The organism is Methylobacterium sp. E-065, from assembly GCF_022829605.1.
Taxonomy (GTDB): Bacteria; Pseudomonadota; Alphaproteobacteria; order Rhizobiales; family Beijerinckiaceae; genus Methylobacterium.
Map to the genome: position 1 here is coordinate 25775 of NZ_JAKSYD010000054.1, position 20605 is coordinate 46379.

General features: G+C 68.2%; 18 protein-coding genes. 10 read left to right on the forward strand and 8 right to left on the reverse strand.

Annotated features, from left to right (window positions below):
- Positions 1-107 precede the first annotated feature (107 nt).
- The 5 genes from mutS to MKK84_RS04785 form a co-directional block, all read right to left on the reverse strand.
- Positions 108-2822: a DNA mismatch repair protein MutS gene (gene mutS, locus MKK84_RS04765; RefSeq protein WP_243916959.1), complete on the reverse strand. Its 2715-nt coding sequence runs from the start codon at positions 2820-2822 to the stop codon at positions 108-110.
- Positions 2823-2908: 86 nt separating this feature from the next.
- Positions 2909-3208: a hypothetical protein gene (locus MKK84_RS04770; protein ID WP_243916961.1), complete on the reverse strand. Its 300-nt coding sequence runs from the start codon at positions 3206-3208 to the stop codon at positions 2909-2911.
- 218 nt (positions 3209-3426) lie between these two features.
- Positions 3427-4284, reverse strand: coding sequence for an alpha/beta fold hydrolase (locus MKK84_RS04775; RefSeq protein ID WP_243916972.1), 858 nt, complete (start codon positions 4282-4284; stop codon positions 3427-3429).
- A gap of 41 nt (positions 4285-4325) precedes the next feature.
- Positions 4326-4517: a hypothetical protein gene (locus MKK84_RS04780; protein ID WP_243916974.1), complete on the reverse strand. Its 192-nt coding sequence runs from the start codon at positions 4515-4517 to the stop codon at positions 4326-4328.
- 101 nt (positions 4518-4618) lie between these two features.
- Positions 4619-6352 (reverse strand): patatin-like phospholipase family protein, encoded by a 1734-nt coding sequence (locus MKK84_RS04785; protein WP_243916975.1) that lies wholly within the window; start codon positions 6350-6352, stop codon positions 4619-4621.
- A gap of 326 nt (positions 6353-6678) precedes the next feature.
- On the opposite strand from MKK84_RS04785, the gene MKK84_RS04790 reads away from it, so the two are divergent.
- From MKK84_RS04790 to mmsB, 4 genes are all read left to right on the forward strand, one after another.
- Positions 6679-7428 (forward strand): SDR family oxidoreductase, encoded by a 750-nt coding sequence (locus tag MKK84_RS04790; protein WP_243916977.1) that lies wholly within the window; start codon positions 6679-6681, stop codon positions 7426-7428.
- Positions 7429-7851: 423 nt separating this feature from the next.
- Positions 7852-8907, forward strand: a complete 1056-nt coding sequence (chvE, locus tag MKK84_RS04795; protein WP_243917234.1) for a multiple monosaccharide ABC transporter substrate-binding protein — start codon at positions 7852-7854, stop codon at positions 8905-8907.
- Positions 8908-9100: 193 nt separating this feature from the next.
- On the forward strand, positions 9101-10636 hold the full coding sequence (mmsA, locus tag MKK84_RS04800) for a multiple monosaccharide ABC transporter ATP-binding protein (RefSeq protein WP_243916978.1): 1536 nt from the start codon (positions 9101-9103) through the stop codon (positions 10634-10636).
- 56 nt (positions 10637-10692) lie between these two features.
- Positions 10693-11856: a multiple monosaccharide ABC transporter permease gene (gene mmsB, locus MKK84_RS04805; RefSeq protein WP_243917236.1), complete on the forward strand. Its 1164-nt coding sequence runs from the start codon at positions 10693-10695 to the stop codon at positions 11854-11856.
- Between the two features lie 155 nt (positions 11857-12011).
- Here mmsB and MKK84_RS04810 read toward each other — a convergent pair whose 3' ends face one another.
- Entirely contained in the window at positions 12012-12983 is a 972-nt protein-coding gene (locus MKK84_RS04810) for a polyprenyl synthetase family protein (protein ID WP_243916980.1), read from the reverse strand.
- A 156-nt stretch (positions 12984-13139) separates the two neighbouring features.
- On the opposite strand from MKK84_RS04810, the gene mtgA reads away from it, so the two are divergent.
- Entirely contained in the window at positions 13140-13790 is a 651-nt protein-coding gene (mtgA, locus tag MKK84_RS04815; protein ID WP_243917238.1) for a monofunctional biosynthetic peptidoglycan transglycosylase, read from the forward strand.
- Here mtgA and MKK84_RS04820 read toward each other — a convergent pair.
- Positions 13768-14343 (reverse strand): hypothetical protein, encoded by a 576-nt coding sequence (locus MKK84_RS04820; RefSeq protein ID WP_243916982.1) that lies wholly within the window; start codon positions 14341-14343, stop codon positions 13768-13770. The genes mtgA and MKK84_RS04820 overlap by 23 nt on opposite strands.
- A gap of 269 nt (positions 14344-14612) precedes the next feature.
- Here MKK84_RS04820 and MKK84_RS04825 point away from each other — a divergent pair, with 269 nt between their 5' ends.
- Positions 14613-15263: a hypothetical protein gene (locus MKK84_RS04825; RefSeq protein WP_243916984.1), complete on the forward strand. Its 651-nt coding sequence runs from the start codon at positions 14613-14615 to the stop codon at positions 15261-15263.
- 4 nt (positions 15264-15267) lie between these two features.
- On the opposite strand, the gene MKK84_RS04830 is transcribed toward MKK84_RS04825, so the two are convergent.
- On the reverse strand, positions 15268-16506 hold the full coding sequence (locus MKK84_RS04830) for an argininosuccinate synthase (protein WP_243916986.1): 1239 nt from the start codon (positions 16504-16506) through the stop codon (positions 15268-15270).
- Positions 16507-16705: 199 nt separating this feature from the next.
- Between MKK84_RS04830 and MKK84_RS04835 the strand changes: the two genes are divergently transcribed.
- From MKK84_RS04835 to atpA, 4 genes are all read left to right on the forward strand, one after another.
- The gene (locus MKK84_RS04835) at positions 16706-17332 is read left to right on the forward strand and encodes a 2-hydroxychromene-2-carboxylate isomerase (RefSeq protein ID WP_243916988.1); all 627 of its coding nucleotides are present in this window, start codon (positions 16706-16708) and stop codon (positions 17330-17332) included.
- 108 nt (positions 17333-17440) lie between these two features.
- Positions 17441-18130, forward strand: a complete 690-nt coding sequence (locus MKK84_RS04840) for a DsbA family protein (RefSeq protein ID WP_243916990.1) — start codon at positions 17441-17443, stop codon at positions 18128-18130.
- 217 nt (positions 18131-18347) lie between these two features.
- The gene (locus tag MKK84_RS04845) at positions 18348-18920 is read left to right on the forward strand and encodes a F0F1 ATP synthase subunit delta (protein ID WP_243916992.1); all 573 of its coding nucleotides are present in this window, start codon (positions 18348-18350) and stop codon (positions 18918-18920) included.
- A 54-nt stretch (positions 18921-18974) separates the two neighbouring features.
- A complete protein-coding gene (gene atpA / locus MKK84_RS04850) occupies positions 18975-20507 on the forward strand; it encodes a F0F1 ATP synthase subunit alpha (RefSeq protein ID WP_243916995.1) in 1533 nt (510 codons plus the stop codon).
- Positions 20508-20605 lie beyond the last annotated feature (98 nt).

A 20605-nucleotide genomic window follows, 5' to 3' on the forward strand; every position in this document is an offset into this window, starting at 1 on the left:
CGCTCGATTTTGAACCGGGGTGACCGGTCCTGATGGCTTAATCCGCAAGCCCGGAGAGGGTGAAGAAAAGACGCGGCGCCGTCTGAGCCTCCTTCGACATCCGCACCTCACCCCCGCCCAACGCGCTCCCGCTTGAGCCGATAGAGCGCGTCCAGCGCCTCCCGGGGCGTCAACGCATCCGGATCGATGGCGTCGAGGAGCGCCCCGAGTGGATCTTCGGGCTGGGGCTCCGGCGGCGGGGGTGGTGCGAGGGCGGCGAAGAGCGGCAGGTCGTCGATCCGGGCGCGGGCCGGGCGGCCGCGCTCCGCCTTCTCCAGGCTCTTGAGGATCGCCCCGGCCCGCGCCACGACGCTGCCGGGCAGGCCGGCAAGCCGCGCCACTTGCAATCCATAGCTGCGCTCGGCCACACCGGCCACCACCTCGTGTAGGAACACGACGCCGTCCCGGTGCTCGGCGACCTTCAGTGTCGCGTTCTCCAGCCGGGCGAGGCGGTCGCCCAGCGCGGTCAGCTCGTGGAAATGCGTGGCGAACAGCGCCCGGCAGGCGTTCACCTCGTGCAAATGCTCCAGGCAGGCCCAGGCGATGGACAGGCCATCGAAGGTCGCCGTGCCGCGGCCGATCTCGTCGAGGATCACCAGGGAGCGGCGGGTGGCCTGATTTAAAATCGCGGCGGTCTCGACCATCTCGACCATGAAGGTCGATTGCCCGCGGGCGAGATCGTCTGCCGCGCCGACCCGGGAAAACAGCCGGTCGATCCGGCCGATCCGCGCCTCCGCGGCCGGCACGAAGGCCCCCATCTGGGCCAGTACCGCGATCAGCGCGTTCTGGCGCAGGAAGGTCGACTTGCCGCCCATGTTGGGGCCGGTGATCAGCCGGATCCGGCCCCGTGTGTCGCCCGAGAGATCGCATTCGTTGGCGATGAACGGCTCGCCCGCCCGGCGCAAAGCCGCTTCGACCACCGGATGGCGCCCGCCGACCACGACGAAGCTCAGGGAATCGTCCACGACGGGCCGGCGCCAGTCGAGCTCGACCGCCAGTTCGGCATGGCTCGCCGCCACGTCGAGACCGGCCAGCGCCTCCGCCACCTCCGCGATGCTCTCGGACTGTGCGAGCACGCGCGCCGCGAGATCGTCGAAGACGGCCGCTTCGAGGCCGAGCGCCCGGTCGGAGGCCCCCGAGATCTTGGATTCGAGGCCTCCCAGCTCGACGCTGGTGAAGCGCATGGCGTCGACCATTGTCTGACGATGGACGAACTCGTTCTGGAGACCCTTCAGACAAGCCTCGCCGATGGATTGCGGGACCTCGATGAAATAGCCGAGCAGGTTGTTGTGCTTGATGCGCAAGGTCCGGCACCCGGTCTGCTCGGCGTAGCGGGCCTGAAGGGCGGCGATGACCTTGCGGGAATCCTGGCCGAGCGTCCGGGCCTCGTCGATCTCAGGGTGATAGCCGGCGCGCACAAATCCGCCGTCCCGGCGGTTCAGGGGAAGCTCGTCGGCGAGCGCGGCCGACAGCGTGGCGATCAACGCCGCGTCGGCTCGCGCCAGATGGTCGGCCAGACGGGCGAGATCCCCGGGCAGGTCCGGCGTGGCCAAGAGGCGTGCACCAAGATCCGCCGCGACGGCCAGACCTGCGCCGATGGCGGCAAGGTCCCGTGGCCCGGCGCGTCCGAGGCCGGTGCGCGACAGGGCGCGGGCGAGGTCGGGCGCCCGGGCGAGCGCATCGCGCAGGCCGGCACGTTGGGGGCCGTTCTCGGCGAGGTGCGCCACCGCTTCGTGCCGCCGGGCGATAGCTTCGAGGTCGGTCAGCGGGCCCGCGAGGTGCTCGGCGAGCAACCGTGCCCCGTTGGCTGTCACGGTGCGGTCGATCGTTGCGAGCAGGCTTCCCGTTCGCTCCCCCGACAGGGTGCGGGTGAGTTCGAGATTGGCCCGGGTGGCCGCATCGATGGCGAGCGTCGCACCGGCATCCTCCCGGGTCGGGACCGCCAGGGTCGGGCGGGCCGCGAGCTGCGTGCGCGCGATGTAAAGGAGCGCGGCCCCGGCCGCCGCAATTTCGGCGCGGGTGAACTGGCCGAAGCCCTCCAGGGTCGTGACGCCGTACTGCTCGCGCAGGCGCCGCTCGGCGGCGGCAGGCTCCAGCTCCGCCTGCGCCAAGGGGACGATCGCGGCGCGGCTCTCCTGCCAGATCCGCGCCAGCGCCGGATCTGCGTGGATCGCCTCCGACAGCACGATCTCCCGCGGGTCGTGGCGGGCAATGGCGCCAATCAGGTCGCCGGCCGGAACTTCGCTCAAGGAGAAGCGGCCGGTCGAAATATCGACCGCGGCAAGCCCGTAGGCGACCGCGCCCTCCCCCGTCTTGCGACGTCCGATCGCCAGCAGGAGGTTGGCCTGGGCCGGATCGAGCAGACGGTCCTCGGTGATCGTCCCGGGGGTGACGAGGCGCACGACCTCCCGGCGCACCACCGATTTCGGGCCGCGCTTCTTGGCCTCGGCGGGATCCTCGGTCTGCTCGCAGACCGCCACCCGATGCCCGAGGGCGATGAGGCGGTTGAGGTAGTCGTCGGAGCGCTCGACCGGCACGCCGCACATCGGGATCTCACCGCCCGCATGCTTGCCGCGCTTTGTCAGCACAATGCCCAGCGCCCGGGAGGCGATCTCCGCATCCTCGAAGAACAGCTCGTAGAAGTCGCCCATCCGGTAGAACAGCAGGCAGTCCGGATTGGCGGCCTTGATCTCGATGTACTGCGCCATCATCGGCGTAGCGCCGACTGGATCGAGGCCCGGGGCGGGCGGTAGCTCTGCGGGGCGGACGGCGGTTCGGGCCATGGCGCGTCTTAGCAGAGCGCAGCTCGCGAATCAGGAGCCGCGCACCGCCGCGGCTGGGGAGAAGCCGCGGCGGCAGTGGATGGCGCTCAGTAGCGCGGGCCGTTCGTGGTGCCGCCGAGGTTCTGCTGGTAGCCCCGGAGGGCGGGGTTCTTCGCGTTCGGGTTGCCGTGGCGCATCGTGTTGTGACGGCGCATCCGGCGCTCATGGCGGGTCGTGTGATGCCGGTGCATCCGATGATGATGATGGTGATGCATCACGACGTTCTCGGTCAGGCCGCCGTCGGCCAGGCCGGGCTGCGGCATCGCGGGGGCAGCGTGGGCCGCCGCCGAGCCGGCCAAGAGGCTGCCGGCGAACAGGCCCGCGGTCAGCAGGGTGCGAAACGACATGGTCTCAAATCTCCGATCGGCTTTCAGAAGCCATCCCCCAATCCGGTAACGATCGGACAGTTCCATCTCAGTGCTCGAAACGACAAAATATACCTTGGGCAAAGACGGGATTAAAGCGATGCCTGCTGCGTGCTAAGGATTGTCGGCCTCTCGACTTGCAGTAACTGTAACGCGAAATCGCGTTATTGGTGCAATTTTATGGAGCGTACAGCGACGGCTCAGGCGAGAAAGGCGATGAGCTCGGCATTCACCGCGGCCGGCTCCTCGTGCGCGAGCCAGTGGCTGGCGCGATCATACCAGCGGATCCGTCCTTCGTCGCAGACCGCGAGGCTCGCCTCCGCCAAGCCCGCCTGCAGGGCTGTGTCCCGCCGGCCCCAGAGGATCAGGGTGGGCACCCGAACCCGGGGCGGCTTCGCCCGGGGGAGCCGCACCAGGGCCCGGTACCAGTTCAGCATGCCGGTCATCGCCCCGGGCTGACGCCAGGCCTCGACGTAGCGGTCGAGATCGGCGGCCGCGAAGGCGCCGGGACGGCTGGTGATGGTGAGAGCCCGCCGCAGCGCCCGGCACCGGTCCGCGGTGAGCAGGCGTTCCGGCAGACCGGGCAATTGGAACAGGCCGATGTAATAGCTGCGCAGCATCTGGCCCGGATGGTGCCGCATATAGTCACCGACGATGCCGGGATGCGGCGCGTTCAGGATCGCCAGTCGCTCGATCCGATCCGGGTAGTGGCTCGCAACCCACCACGCGACCAGACCGCCCCAATCGTGTCCGACCAGCCGCACCGTCGGGAAACCATAGGCGTCGGCGAGCGCGATCACGTCGCCGGCCAAGCGGTCCAGATGATAGGCGGCGAGGTCCGTCGGCTTGTCGCTGAGGCCATAGCCGCGCTGATCCGGCGCGATGACCCGCAGGCCCGCCGCGGCGAGCGGGCCGATCTGGTGGCGCCAGCCGTACCAGAATTCCGGAAAGCCGTGCAGCAGGATGGTCGGCGCGCCGGCAACCGGACCGGCCTCGGCCACGTGCAGGCTGAGTTCCGGGAGCGCGATCCGCCGAAAGGTCACACCCGCACCATCCATTGTCGTCGATGCTCCGCTCAAGCGGGCGGCCTGCTTGGCCGTCAGAAGCCCAGGGTGGCGCAGGCGCCGGCTTCTGGCGAGAGCTGCTCACGCAGGCGATCCGGCGCGGTCCGGGTCCACAGGCAGAGCAGGACGAAGGCCGCTCCCTCGAGCAAACCTCGGGACTGATCGGCGGCGGACGGGTTTCGGGCAGATTCGGTCATAGCGGGGGTGGGTACGGCGGGGGTGGGCACGGTCTTGAACTCCGATGGCGATCCTGTGGGAAAGATCGTTGCCGGGCCGCCGGGGTTACAGGGGGAGGCGGTGTCACCGTGCGCTGCCGCACGCGGACATCTCAGCGCACCGGGTCCAGCCAGCGCGCGAGGGTGCCGTCCTCCAGGCCGGCGCGGGTCTCGCGGTAGCCGAGTTCGGCCGATTCGCGGAACCGCGACCATGCCCGCAGGTCGATGCCGGACAGCTGGGGTTTGAGCACCGCCGTGGCATGAGTCGCCGCCATCAGGCTCTGCGCGTCGCTCGAAACGGTGGCGGCGCGCAGCAGCAGCGGCGCGAGGCCCGGCATCGCCAGCGGCGAGCCGATCAGCTTGCGCACGAGGCGGCCGGTCCAGCCGCGCGCGGGCATGTCCTGGAACGCGCGGTCGCTGCCGACATCGACGGCGAGCACCGGGCCGCGTTCCAGGTCGGCGGCGACGTCGGCCGGGAGGTTGTTCATCATGCCGCCATCGACCAGCACGCCCTCGTCGCAGAGCACCGGTGGCAGCAGGCCCGGGATCGCGATGCTGGCGCGCAAAGCCTGCGTCAGGTCGCCGGAGCGGTGGACCATCGTGTTGCCGGCGGTGAGGTTCGAGGAGACGCAGAAGAACGGCAGCCACAGATCCTCGATGCGTGCGCCGCCGTAGCGGGCCGCGAGGCCCGCATCGACCTTGGCGCCCCGGGTCAGGGCGTGGAGCGGCAGCGTGTAGTCGTTGATCGGGTTGCTGGTGGCGAAGAACGCCTCGATCTGACTCTGGATCTCGGGGAGGCTCCAGCCCATGGCGACGCTTGCCGCGATGATTGCTCCCATACTCGTCCCGCCGACGAAATCTGGGGCGCACGACACCTCGTCGAGGGCCTTCAGGACGCCGAGATGGGCGAGCCCGCGGGCGCCACCGCCGCCGAGCACGAGGCCCCTGGCCGCGCCGCTGGCGAGCCGGGCGAGCCGGTGCAGATCGGCTTGCTCACCGTCGCGGAGCTGGATCCGCAAGGCAGCGGGCAGCTTGGCGACTGCCGGATGCAGCGGCTTCGGGCGCCGCGCCCCGGGATCCTGCCGGACGACGAAGTCCATGCGGATCCAGTCGGAGCGCACCCGCTCCAGATAGGCTGCCGCCGCGGGTCGCGGCGGGGCTCCGGGCTCGGCCAGCAGCAGCGCATGGTCGCCCCGTCGCTGGCTCTGCCGGCACCACGGGCAATCGATCTCGCGGGCCGCGAAGATCACGCGCGCATGCCGCGCCTCGTAGGCCTGGAACCACGCCTCGTCGGCGCCGTCCGGCCAGTCCGTCAGGCAGCCGGTCTCGCCGGGCAACAGAGCGTCGAAGGCGGCGGCGAGCCGATGGGCGAAATCCGCCGGATCCGGCCCGTCCGTCACCGACAGGATCGTGAAGATCCGGGGCGCATGATGCACCGAGTGGCCGTCGTAGATGTGGCGCAGGCGGTCGGCGAGGACGCGGGACAGGTAAAGGAGTGTCTGCGGATACTCGGCGATCACCGCCTCGAAGGCGCCGCGGGTGAGCTGCAGAAGCTGCGTATCGCGCAGGGCGATCACCGTCGCCGCCCGTGGGGCGTCGGACAGCAGCGCCATCTCACCGAAGATCTCGGGAGGGCGCAGCCGCGCGATCCGGGTCGGCATCCCGGTATGGTCACGGGCCGAGACACCGACGACGCCGGAGACGAGGACGTAAAGCGCATCCCCGGGCGCGCCCTGGTCAAACAGGATCCGGCCGGCAGGCACGGTCACCGGAACCATGCGGGCGCGCACAGCCGCGACGGCCGCCGGGTCGAGCCCGGCCAGGAACGGGATCTCGGGCGCGCTCAAACCCGCCCCGCTCCGTGGATCGCCTCGGGCCGTTCGGCCGTCATCCACCGTGGCTTCTGCCCGCTCTCCACTGGATTTGACCTGCCTTCGACTGACTTGGGCGCTACTCGAGTGTCCCGCCCCGAAAGGAGGCCGTCAGCTCTCGCGGTCAAGACAACGGGGCTCGAAATACGGGTGCCGCTGTCCGGTTCCGATGCGCGGCCCGTATCGCTGTGCGCGATTCCGCCCGGCGCACATGTAACCGCGCGTCGCCTCTGACATGCCGGTCCCTTCGCGCCGGCGTCGCCATCCGGTACAGCGCCGTGAGACAGAAGCGGGAGGCATCCATGGCGGGCAATCGGATCGCAATCGTGACCGGAGCCGGAACCGGAGTCGGCCGGGCCGCCGCCGTGGCGCTCGCTGGTGCCGGGTGGCACGTGGTGCTCTCGGGGCGGCGGCCGGCGCCCCTCGAAGAGGTGGCGGCCGAGATCGGGGCAGACCGGTCGCTGGTGGTGCCCACCGACGTGACCGACCCCGATTCGATCGCCAACCTGTTCGCCCGCACCCGGGCGCAGTGGGGCCGCCTCGATCTCCTGTTCAACAATGCTGGTATCGGCGCGCCGCCGGTGCCCCTGGAGGATCTGCCGCTCGAGACGTGGCGGCAGGTGGTGGACACCAACCTGACCGCCCTGTTCCTGTGCACCCAGCACGCCTTCCGGATCATGCGCGATCAGGATCCCCGTGGCGGCCGGATCATCAACAACGGCTCGATCTCGGCCCACGCCCCGCGGCCGAACTCGATCGCCTACACGGCGACCAAGCACGCGGTGACCGGCCTGACCAAGGCGACCTCGCTGGACGGCCGCGCCTACGACATCGCCTGCGGACAGATCGATATCGGCAACGCCGACACGCCCATGGGCGGCAAGATGAAGGCCGGGGTCCCCCAGGCGGACGGCTCGCTGCGGGCCGAGGCGGTGATGGATCCCGCGCATGTCGGTCAGTCCGTACTCACGATGGCGAGCCTGCCGCTCGACGCCAACGTGCAGTTCATGACGATCATGGCCACCAAGATGCCGTTCGTCGGCCGCGGCTGAGCCCGGCGGCCGCGGCCGCCTCTCCGACTTCGCTGTGCATTCTTGGAAGCGGCGCGGCCTGCCCGCGAACACGCGATTGACGTCCCGTTCTATAACTCATACAAATTCAGCAACGAAGAACGGACGGGGTCGAACCCGTTCACATGATGGGATGAGGAATTCCGCCGCCTCGGCGTCGACTTCGCGGTGATTCCGCAAACGATCGCGATACGCGCTCAATAGAATTCAGCACATCGGCAGATTCTCAATATCCATTTCAATTACTGGAAATGGATAGCGTCGATCCAAGTCTCATTTATGCTTAAAGCATAATTGATTATGATTCGGATTCTCCACCGGTGGTGATGGAACGCGGTGGCAAAAGGCGTGAAAAGCCTTGTACTGCCGCACGATAAACAAGGGGGAGTCATGTTCGCCAAGCAGATGTTACGCAAGCTGATCCTCGGTGCCGCGCTCCTGGGGAGTGCCTTATCGTCGGCCCAGGCCGCGGGCGGTGACCCGATCGGGGTTGCCATGCCGACGAAGTCGTCTCAGCGCTGGATCGATGATGGCAACAACATCGTGAAGCTGCTCCAGGCGAAGGGCTACAAGCCGGACCTGCAATACGCGGACGATGACATCCCGACCCAGCTTGCCCAAATCGAAAACATGCTGACGAAGGGCGTTAAGCTCTTGGTCGTCGCGTCGATCGATGGAACAACCCTCGGTGACGTGCTGTCGAAAGCGGCCGAGCGCGGCGTGAAGGTGATCGCTTACGATCGTCTGATCAAGGGAACGCCGAACGTCGATTATTACGCGACGTTCGACAACTTCAAGGTCGGGGTGCAGCAGGCGACCTCAATCGTCGATGCTCTGGGCCTCAAGGATGGCAAGGGCCCGTTCAACATCGAGCTGTTCGGAGGCTCGCCCGACGACAATAACGCATACTTTTTCTACGACGGCGCCATGTCGGTGCTGAATCCTTACATCGATTCGAAGAAGCTCGTCGTGCGCTCCGGCCAGTTCGGCATGGACAAGGTTTCGACCCTGCGCTGGGACCCGGCGACCGCCCAGGCCCGGATGGATAACCTGCTCTCCGCCTATTACGGCAACGCCCGCCTCGACGCGGTGCTCTCACCCTACGACGGCATCTCGACGGCCATCATCTCGTCGGTGAAGAGCGTCGGCTACGGCTCCGGCAATCAGAAGCTGCCCGTGGTCAGCGGCCAGGACGCCGAACTGCAATCGGTCAAGTCGATCATCGCGGGCGAGCAGACCGCGACGATCTTCAAGGATACCCGGGAACTCGCGAAGGTGACCGTGGCGATGATCGACGCCATCGAGTCCGGCAAGCAGCCCGAGGTCAACGATACGAAGACCTACAACAACGGCAAGAAGGTCGTCCCGTCCTACCTGCTGTCGCCGGTGATCGTGACCAAGGACAACTGGAAGCCGGTTCTGGTCGACTCGGGCTACTACACCCCAGACCAGCTGAAGTAAGCGCCGCCCGGGCCGGATGCCGGCCCCTTCGATCCTGCGCCGACGTCACGCCGGCGTGGGCCCATCCGACGCGCTTTCCGCCGAACTGGACGCCGGTCCGGCGTGAGCGCGCGTCGAGCCAAGGATTTCGCGCCGTTCCCGATCGCGCTGCAGGGGGGAACCACGCGACGCAAACCGAGCCGGAAAAGGTCGCATGCAGCCCGTCCTCGAGATGTGGGGGATTTCCAAGTCGTTCCCCGGCGTGAAGGCCCTCAGCGACGTCAACCTCGCCGTCGCGCCCGCCGAGATTCACGCCCTTGTCGGCGAGAACGGCGCTGGCAAGTCGACGCTCATGAAGGTGCTGAGCGGCGTCTATCCGCACGGCTCCTATGAGGGCGAGATCGTCTACGAGGGCCGCCCGGGCCATTTCCGGGACATCTCCGACAGCGAGCGCCTGGGGATCGTGATCATCCACCAGGAGCTGGCGCTGGTGCCGTTCCTGTCGATCGCCGAGAACATCTTCCTCGGCAACGAGCCGGCGCGTTTCGGCATCATCGACCAGGACCGCGTCTACACCCGGTCGCGCGAGCTGATGGCCACCGTGGGGCTCGACGAGAACCCCGATACGCTGGTGACCCATCTGGGCGTCGGCAAGCAGCAGCTCGTGGAGATCGCCAAGGCGCTGTCCAAGAAGGTCAAGCTGCTCATCCTCGACGAGCCGACCGCGAGCCTGAGCGAGACCGACAGCGAGGCGCTGCTGCAATTGCTTCTGCGCTTCAAGGACCAGGGCATCGCGTCGATCCTGATCTCGCACAAGCTCAACGAGATCTCGAAGGTCGCCGACCGGATCACCGTCCTGCGCGACGGCACCACCGTCGAGACGCTCGATTGCCGGAACGAGGCGGTGGACGAGGACCGGATCATCCGCGGCATGGTCGGGCGCACGATGGCGAACCGCTATCCGGTGCGCGAGCCGAAGATCGGCGACGTGCTGATGGAGGTGCGGGACTGGACGGCCCATCACCCGATCCATCCCGACCGGACCGTGGTGCGCGGGGTCAACCTGACCGTCCGCCGGGGCGAGATTGTCGGGATCGCCGGCCTGATGGGCTCGGGCCGGACCGAGCTCGCCATGAGCATCTTCGGACGCTCCTACGGGCAGGGCATCAGCGGCACCGTGCGGATCGACGGTGCAGACGTCGATGTCTCGGCGATCGACAAGGCGATCGCCGCGGGGATCGCCTACGTCACCGAGGACCGCAAGCAGCTCGGCCTCGTGCTGGGCGAGGACATCGCCAAGAACACCACGCTCGCCAACCTGCCGGGCGTATCCACGGCGACGGTGATCGACGAGGACGCGGAGCACCGGGTCGCGAGCGGCTACCGGAGCAAGATGCGGATCCGCTCCTTCGGCGTGGCGCAGCAGACGGTGAACCTGTCGGGCGGCAATCAGCAGAAGGTCGTGCTGAGCAAGTGGCTGTTCACACAGCCCAAGGTGCTGATCCTGGACGAGCCGACGCGTGGCATCGATGTCGGCGCCAAGTACGAAATCTACAGCATCATCAATGAATTGGCCGATGAGGGCCGGGGCGTGCTGGTGATCTCGTCCGAGATGCCCGAGCTGCTCGGCCTGTGCGACCGGATCTACGTGATGAACGACGGGCGCTTCGTGGGCGAATTCCGGCGCGAGGAGGCCAGCCAGGAAGCGATCATGCGCGCGATCATGCGCTCCAAGGACCTGAACGGATGACCGATATCCCCATGAGCAAGCCCATGATCTCGGCCACAGAAGGACTGTCCGCCTCCATGTCTGCCAATGCGTCCCGTGCCCAGCGGGGCTTTCTGTCGATGGCGCAGCTGCGCGACTACGGGCTGGTCTTCGCGCTCGCGGTCATCACCCTGTTCTTCGAGTACACGACCGGCGGCGTGCTGTTCCAGCCGCTGAACCTCACCAACCTCATTCTCCAGAACAGCTACGTCGTGGTGATGGCACTGGGGATGCTGATCATCGTGGCGGGCCATATCGACCTGTCGATCGGCTCGGTGGTGGGTCTTGTCGGCGCGCTCGCGGCCATGCTGATGGTCCGGTTCGGCTTCGATCCGTTCACGGCGACGATCATATGCCTGGCCGTGGGCGCAGCCATCGGCGGCATGCAGGGCTACTTCGTGGCCTATCTCGGCATTCCGAGCTTCATCGTCACGCTGGCCGGCATGTTGGTGTTCCGCGGCGTGACGCTGGCCCTCCTGCAGGGCGCCTCGATCGGCCCGTTCCCGGAGGTGTTCCAACTCCTCTCCAAAGGCTTCCTCACTAATTTCGCCGGCCCCTGGACCGCTCTGCTGATCGCGGCCGCCCTGTCGCTGATCCTGGTCGGCCTGAACTGGCGCCGCCGCGGGGCGCGGGTCCGCAACGGCGGCGAGGCGGATTCCTGGGCCTCGTTCATCTTCCGGAACGGCGCGACCACCATCGTGATCCTGGCCTTCGCCTACCAGATGAGCGCCTATCGCGGCTTGCCGAACGTGCTGCTCGTGATGTTCGTGCTGGTGATGCTCTACCGCTTCGTCACGACCCGGACCACGATCGGGCGGCGGATCTACGCGCTGGGCGGCAACCTCAAGGCGGCGCGGCTCTCCGGTATCAAGACCGAGCGGCTCACCTTCCTGACCTTCGCCAATATGGGCGCGCTGGCGGGCCTCGCCGGCATGATCTTCGCCGCCCGGCTCAACACCGCGACGCCGAAGGCGGGCGTGGGCTTCGAACTCGACGTGATCGCGGCCTGCTTCATCGGCGGCGCCTCGGCCTCCGGCGGCATCGGCAAGGTCTCGGGTGTGGTGATCGGCGCCTTCATCATCGGGGTGATGAACAACGGCATGTCGATCATGGGCATCGGCGTCGATTACCAGCAGGTGATCAAGGGGATCGTGCTGCTCGCCGCCGTCTGCCTCGACGTCTACAACAAGAACAAGGCCTGATCGGGCGGGAGCCGGCTCTTCCGGCGCCGCTCCAACGATGATTTCGGGTTTCCAAAGGGCTCAGCCCTATGGCGGGTTCTCAGGGCAGAGCCCTGAGATGGTCTCCAGGGCTCTGCCCTGGACCCGCGAAAGGTCTCGACCATTCGAAACCAGACTCAGGTCTTGCGCGCCACCGTGAACCGGGCGGCGTCCCGCAGGATGCGGGCCTTCTCGCCCCAGGAGCCGACCGCGTCCTCGCAGACGCCGACGAGGCGGTCGCATTCGGACCGTGCGCCGTCGATGCCGAGGCGGTCGACCAGCGTCGCCTTGCCGGCGTCCTTGTCCTTGCCGGTGGCCTTGCCCATCGCCTCGGGGGAGGCTTCCCGATCGAGGATGTCGTCGGCGATCTGGAAGGCCTGCCCGAGGGCGAGGCCGTAGCGCAGCAGGGCCGCGCGCTGGCTCTCATCGGCGCCGCCCACGATCGCGCCGGCCTCCACCGAGAAGGCCAGGATCGCGCCGGTCTTCATCGCCTGCATGCGCAGGGTGTCGTCCACATCCATATTGGCCGCGCCGAACCGGCCCTCTGCGGTCAGGTCGAGGAGCTGGCCGCCGACCATGCCGCCGAGGCCCGAGGCCCGGGCGAGGCCGAGCACGAGGTCGGCCCGGATCCGCGCATCCGGCTGCCAGGTCGGGTCGGCCACGATTTCGAAGGCCAAGGTCTGGAGCGCGTCGCCGACCAGGATCGCGGTGGCCTCGTCGTAGGCCTTGTGCACCGTCGGCTTGCCGCGGCGCATATCGTCGTCGTCCATGGCTGGCAGATCGTCGTGGACGAGGCTGTAGCAATGCACCAGCTCGATCCCGGCGCCGGCCGCCAACGCCGCCGCTTCGGAACCGCCGAGCATCCGGGCGGTCTCGATCGCGAGGAACGGGCGCAGGCGCTTGCCGCCGCCCAAAACCGCGTGGCGCATCGCCTCCATCAGGCGGGGCGGCCGGGCGATCTCGCCGGGGCCCACCTCCGGGCCGAGGCGCTCGACCAGGAAGGTCTCGACCGTCCCGGCGACCTCAGTCAACCTGTGGGTAAACTCGACGGCTTGCGTGCCAGCCTTGACCGAACCGGTCGGGGCCTGCGTTGAGGATGTCGGGGTCATCGAGCGCTACGTCCGGTCCTGGCCTTGCGAAAACCAATCGCGTGTCAGTTGTACGGGAACGAAATCGCGGTGAGCGGGGTGGGCAGCATGGCGGGGGCGGCGGAACGCAATCTTCCGCGCGCCCGCCCGCGGCGCTCCCGCCGGGTCCGGCAGATCGTGGGGACGCTGCTGCTGCTCCCCGCCATCGGTTTCGTCCTCGTGCTGGGTCTGGCGCTCGTCTATAGCGCGGTGATGCCGCCGTCGACCCTGATGCTGGGTCGGTGGTTGATGCTTCAGCCGGTCAGCCGCGATCCGGTTCCGCTGTCCGGGATCGCCCCGGCCCTGGTGCTGGCTGTGATCGCCTCCGAGGATCAGCGCTTCTGCCTCGATCACGGCGTCGATTTCTCGGCGATCCGCGACGTGGTGGATGACGAGGATTCGCCGAGCCGCGGCGCCTCGACCATCGCGATGCAGACGGTGAAGAACGTCTTCCTGTGGCCCGGCCGCTCCTACATCCGCAAGGCGGTCGAGATCCCGCTGGCGCTTGCCCTCGACACCCTCTGGGGCAAGCGGCGCATGATGGAGATTTATTTGAATGTTGCCGAGTGGGGCGACGGGATCTACGGCGCCCAGGCCGCGAGCCGGCACTGGTTCGGCAAGGATGCGAGTCGCCTGAGCCGCGCCGAGGCGGCGCTTCTCGCTGCCGTCCTGCCGAACCCGATCCTGCGCAGCGCCGGACGTCCCTCCCCCGGCGTGCGCCGCCGCGCCGCGCGGATCCAGGCCATGATGGGTCAGGTGGAGGGGCTCACGAGCTGTGTGCGGCGATGACCCGTCCCGGGCTCGAAGGGCGCTCACTGTCGCGCTTGATCGCGGCGAGCACGCGCCGCCGGATGGGACCGCTCACCGGGCGGATCAGGAGCCAATAGGGCGTGAACGCGAGCCGCGCGGCCCGGCTCGCGCAGAAGACCCGCGTCTCGGTGATGAGCCGGGTCCGGCCCCCGGGACCGGGCCGGACCACGAAGGCCAGGGCGAGCTTGGCGGCATGCGGTGCGTCGGAGTCGTGGAAGGCCGTACTGTCGGCAACCCGCTCCGGGTCGAAATCTGGCCGCCAGAACCGGCCGATCAGACCGCAGACGATCGCATCGTCGCTGCGGTCGAGCAGCGTGAAGTCGTGCAGACCGAAGGCCGGACGCGCCGCACTTTGCCCTCCCAAAAGGCGCGTCGGCAGTTCCCGCAGGCCGATCGCGAATCGGACGACGCGGTCCGTCTCCGGTCGATAGGCGACGACTCTGTCGATGATCGCCGCGGGACCAGCAGCCACGTCGCAGGCGTGCACTTCGCTGAACTGATAGATTGGAAGGTAGCGATCGAGCAGGTGCATCCCGGCCTCATACCGTGGCCGGGTGAGTCGGTGGAGCCGTCGCCCGCGCCATCGGTATGCTTTGGAGAAGTGCCGATTCGGCTTCCGTCTCGGGCGACCGTGGAGCCCATGACCCGGCTCGGGCCGGCACGGCCCCCGCTCGGCGCAACCGGAGAAACGAAACGCCGTCTGCCGGATGAACCGCGACGGAAACGACTAACGGCGGCGGTAGCAGCCGCCGAATCCGGTCTGTAAGACATGCGCCAGAACCGAAACCAGGGCCGACACCCATGAGCGACGCCGTCTACGACCTGACCTTGGAGCGCATCGCCTTGCTCCGCCGCATGGTCGTGGCCTGGGGCGGCGCCGAGCCAGGCGCGCCGACCATCCATCCGGATGCCCCCTACGGGAGCCTCGATCGGGACGGTGACATCGCCAACGTGACCGGCGACGACGAGGAGGCCGCGGCTGAGCATCGCGCGCTGGAAAAGGGATTGGCGGTCTTCGTCCAGAACGCGCAGCTGAAGCCCGGCCGCTACCAGTATCACAACGGCCTGGCGAAGCTCGACCACGGCACGGTCGGCGATGTCTTCCGGGATGCGCAGACGGGCGAGACGCCGGAGCACATCACCTTCGCGGTGACCGCCGAGCACCTCGCGCTGATCCCGCACCTCGTCTTCGACTGGGACCCGGCGGGGGACGTGCCGCGGGTGGATCCGACTCAGCCCTATGGAGCCGGTGACACCTACACCGCCGCCATGGGCCGCCATCTCGCGGCGGTGCCGGAAGCGGCGGCCAACGACGACGAGGACGCGGAGAAGCACCGGATCCGGCTCCACCGCGAGATGCAGCCGGCCCTCCAGATTTTTTTGCGGTATGCCGATCTCGGGCCGGGCGACTTCCAGTGCGCGGGATCGTCCGCGGTCTGGAAGCCGGCCTGATGCCTCAGCCTTCGCGCTTCTTGCGCTGCGCCAGCGTCCGCAACCGCAGCGCGTTGAGCTTGATGAAGCCCGCCGCGTCGCGGTGGTCGTAGGCCACGGCGCCTTCCTCGAAGGTCACGAGATCCTGGTCGTAGAGCGAGTGCGGGCTCTCGCGGCCGATCACGTGGATGCCGCCCTTGTAGAGCTTCAGCCGCACCGTGCCGGTGACCTTCTCCTGGCTCCGGTCGATCAGCGCCTGGATCATCTCGCGCTCCGGCGAGAACCAGAAGCCGTTGTAGATCAGCTCCGCGTATTGCGGCATGAGCTGATCCTTGAGGTGCGCGGCGCCGCGGTCGAGGGTGATCGACTCGATGGCCCGGTGGGCCGGCAGCAGGATCGTGCCGCCCGGCGTCTCGTACATGCCGCGGCTCTTCATGCCGACGAAGCGGTTCTCCACGAGGTCGAGCCGGCCGATGCCGTTGGCGTGGCCCAGCTCGTTCAGCTTCGCCAGCAGGTTCGCGGGTGACAGCGCTTCGCCGTCGATCGAAACCGCGTCGCCCCGCTCGAACCCGATCGTGATGACCGTCGGCTGGTCCGGCGCCTCCTCGGGGGAGAGGGTGCGCGAGTAGACGTAGTCCGGCACCTCGACGGCCGGATCCTCCAGCACCTTGCCCTCGGATGAGGCATGCAGAAGGTTGGCGTCCACCGAGAACGGGCTCTCGCCGCGCTTGTCCTTGGCGATCGGGATCTGGTGCTGCTCGGCGAAGGCGATGAGCTGCTCGCGGGAGCGCAGGTCCCACTCGCGCCAGGGGGCGATGACCGTCACGTCCGGCTTCAAGGCGTAGTAGCCGAGCTCGAATCGGACCTGATCGTTGCCCTTGCCGGTGGCGCCGTGGCAGACCGCATCGGCCCCGACGCGCTCGGCGATCTCGATCTGCTTCTTGGCGATCAGCGGCCGGGCGATCGAGGTGCCGAGAAGATAGACGCCCTCGTAGACGGCGTTGGCCCGGAACATCGGGAAGACGTAGTCGCGGACGAACTCCTCGCGCAGGTCCTCGATGTAGATATTCTCGGGCTTGATGCCGAGCAGCTCGGCCTTGCGCCGGGCCGGCTCCAGCTCCTCGCCCTGGCCGAGATCGGCCGTGAAGGTCACGACCTCGCAGCCGTAGGTGGTCTGCAGCCACTTCAGGATGATCGATGTGTCGAGCCCGCCGGAATAGGCCAGCACGACCTTCTTCACGGGGCTCTTCGCGGGAACGGACATGCGGCTTCCGGAACTGGGAGAGGGCTTGTGCCGCTTATCGCGGGTGGGATTGGCCTGCAACCGGCGTGCCGCTTGGCGCGTAGCCTTTGCCGAAGGATCGGCCGCGTTTCGCCTCACGGCGGCCTTGCGGCCGTGGAAAAACGGCGCGGGCGTTGCCTGTGATCACCGCCGCGAAAGTGCATTCGGAGAAGCGAAGTCTATGGCGCGCCAGCCGATTCTGGAGTTCTGGTACGAATTCGCCTCGACCTACTCGTATCTCGCGGCGATGCGCGTCGAGGCGGCGGCCGCGGAGGCCGATGTGGCGATCCGGTGGCGGCCGTTCCTGGTCGGGCCGCTCTTCGCCTCCCAGGGCTGGACCACCTCGCCGTTCAATCTCTACGCGGCCAAGGGCAAGAACATGTGGCGCGACGTGGAGCGCGAGGCCGCGCGCCTCGGCCTGCCGCCGCTGACCAAGCCCGCGCAATTTCCGCAGAACAGCCTGAGCGCGGTGCGGGTCGCCGTGCTCGGCCAGGATCAGGACTGGCTGGTGCCCTTTTCGAAGGCGGTGTTCACCGCGAGCTTCGCCGAAGGCCGTTCCATCGCGGAGCCTGCGGCGGTCGCCGAGATCCTCGACACACTCGGCCTCGACGGGACCCAAACCGTGCGCGCCGCCGCCGCGGAGGCCAACAAGACCAAGCTCCGCGTCAACGTCGAGGAGGCGCGCTCGCGTGGCATCTACGGGGCTCCGACCTTCCTGGTCGACGACGGCGAGCTGTTCTGGGGCAACGACCGGCTGGAGCAGGCCCTGGCCTGGGCGGCGGGTGACCGACCGAAGGGCCTGCGATAGGCCGCGCGTTCACGCCGTTCGGCCATCAAACCGACGCGAGCCCCTGGTTTCGCTCAAGGCCCGCCCCGGCGAAGTCCGGGCGGACCCGTGATGCCCTGGACGAACCCCATGCCGGTCTCCCGACGTCTTTTCCTCGCAGCCGCTGGTGCCGCGCTGGGTTCCGGTCTCGGCCATGCGGCCGCGCAATCCTACGGGCAGCGCGTCGCCGTCACTGGGGACGACGGGCGGGCGGTCGCCAACACGGTCCTGCCGGGCGAGATCACCGGCCAGATCCCTGCCCTGCGCGGCGTCACCTATGTCGGACCGCGCGAGGCCGGCACCACGCTCTACGAGTTCTACGATTTCAACTGCCCGTTTTGTCGGAAGGCCGCTGCCGACATGGTGGCGCTGCACGACAGCGACGGTGAATTGCGGATCGGGCTTGTCCACAATCCGATTCTGTCGCCGCAATCGGCGCAGGCCGCCAAGGTGATGCTGGCGGTCCAGCGCAGGCTCGGTTCGGAGGCCGCCTGGGGCTTCTATCGAACGCTGCTGGGCAAGCCCGGCCGGATCGACGGGCCGGGTGCGCTGACAGCCGCGGCTGCCCTCGGGATCCCGCAGGCGGAGGTCGAGGAGATTGCCGACAGCGAGGAGGTGCGCGTGGCGCTCAAGAGCCAGATGCGCATGGCCGCCGATCTCGGGCTCTATGCCACGCCCTCGTACGTACTCGGAAACAGCGGCATCCTCGGTCATCCGGGCGCCGGTGCCCTGGCGAAGATGATCGCCAGCGTCCGGCGCTGCGACCGGCTGGCCTGCTGAGGCGGGGCCTGCGTCACACTTCTGCCGTCCTCACGCGCTGCGAGACGCGCCTGCCGTGTTGCGCGCGGCCATGCTGGCATGCTAGGCGGTCGCCGCGCCGCGAGGATGGTTCTCGACCCTATCCGCTGCCGGCGCGATCCCACGTCCCGAACGGTCACGCACCGCGCTCCTGCCGGAGCGCGCGGAGCGGGCGGGCAACCAGAGAAGAGAGCGACGGGTGGCGCAGAACGGTTCCGAGGCTGGTCCCCTGGTTGCAGGCGTGGCGGGCCGGTACGCTTCCGCCCTGTTCGATCTCGCGCGCGACGAGCGCCAGGTCGACGCGGTCGCCGACTCCCTCAATCGCTTCGACACGCTGCTGAAGGAGAGCGCGGATCTCCGCCGCCTCGTCCGCAGCCCGGTCTTCAGCGCCGAGGAGCAGGCGGGCGCCATTGTCGCCGTGCTCGACAAGGCTGGGATCGGCGGGCTCGCCGGCAACTTCATCCGGCTGGCGGCGTCGAACCGCCGGCTCTTCGCGCTGCCCGACATGATCGCGGCGTTCCGCGCCCTGGTGCAGGATTCGAAGGGCATCGTGCGCGCCGAGGTGCGGGTGGCCGAGAAGCCGTCCGACACCGTGATCGAAGAGATCAAGGCGTCCCTGCGCGACATCGCCAAGGCCGAGGTCGATGTCGACCTCGTGGTTGATCCGAGCCTGATCGGCGGCCTCATCGTGAAGATGGGCTCGCGCATGGTCGACGCCTCGCTCAGGACCAAGCTCAACGGTATCCGCCTCGCGATGCGGGCTGCGCCGTAAGCGCCCCCATCCGACCCGAACACACATAGACGCTTTAGCGACAGAGGCCCGAGTATGGACATCCGCGCCGCCGAGATCTCCGCGATCCTGAAAGAGCAGATCAAGAACTTCGGTGAGGAAGCCGAGGTCTCCGAGGTCGGGCAGGTCCTGTCCGTCGGTGACGGCATCGCCCGCGCCTACGGCCTCGACAACGTCCAGGCCGGCGAGATGGTCGAGTTCGAGTCGGGCGTCCGGGGCATGGCCCTGAACCTCGAGCAGGACAACGTCGGCATCGTGATCTTCGGCTCCGACCGTGAGATCAAGGAAGGCCAGACCGTCAAGCGCACCGGCGCCATCGTGGACGTGCCGGTCGGCAAGGGCCTGCTCGGCCGCGTGGTCGATGGGCTCGGCAACCCGATCGACGGCAAGGGCCCGATTCAGTCCACCGAGCGTCGCCGGGTCGACGTGAAGGCCCCGGGCATCATCCCGCGCAAGTCGGTGCATGAGCCGATGGCCACGGGCCTCAAGGCGATCGACGCCCTCATCCCGGTTGGCCGCGGCCAGCGCGAGCTGATCATCGGCGACCGTCAGACCGGCAAGACCGCCATCGCGCTCGACACGATCCTCAACCAGAAGCCGGGCCACGCCGCAGGCGGCGACGAGAAGGCGAAGCTCTTCTGCATCTACGTCGCCATCGGCCAGAAGCGCTCGACGGTCGCCCAGTTCGTGAAGGTTCTGGAGGACCAGGGTGCGATGGAATACTCCATCGTCATCGCGGCCACCGCCTCCGACGCCGCGCCGATGCAGTTCATCGCGCCGTTCGCCGGCTGCGCCATGGGCGAGTACTTCCGCGACAACGGCATGCACGCCGTGATCGTGTATGACGATCTGTCCAAGCAGGCCGTGGCCTACCGCCAGATGTCGCTGCTGCTGCGCCGCCCGCCGGGCCGTGAGGCTTACCCGGGCGACGTGTTCTACCTCCACAGCCGCCTGCTCGAGCGCGCCGCCAAGATGGGCGACGCCGCCGGTAACGGTTCGCTGACCGCGCTCCCGGTCATCGAGACCCAGGCGAACGACGTCTCGGCCTACATCCCGACCAACGTGATCTCGATCACCGACGGCCAGATCTTCCTCGAGACCGACCTGTTCTACCAGGGCATCCGCCCGGCGGTGAACGTCGGCCTCTCGGTCTCGCGGGTGGGCTCCTCGGCCCAGACGAAGGCGATGAAGAAGGTCGCCGGCAAGATCAAGGGCGAGCTGGCACAGTACCGCGAGATGGCGGCCTTCGCGCAGTTCGGCTCGGATCTCGACGCCTCGACCCAGCAACTCCTGAACCGCGGCTCGCGGCTCACCGAGCTCCTGAAGCAGCCGCAATTCTCGCCGCTGAAGATGGAAGAGCAGGTCGCCGTGATCTACGCCGGCGTGAATGGCTATCTGGACAAGCTCCCGGTTGCCAAGATCCGCCCCTTCGAGGACAGCCTGCTCAGCACGCTGCGCACGAAGCACAAGGACCTGCTCGACGCCATCGCCACCTCCAAGGACCTGTCGGACGAGAACGCCGGCAAGCTGAAGAGCGTGGTCGAGGGCGTGGTCAAGTCGATCGCCTGATGTGAGGCCCCTCCCCTCGGGGGGGGGATCTTGGACGGTGCACGGGGCTTCGGCCGCCTGCACCGCCCGAACTTCCGGCTCCTTCCCGCTGAGGGGAG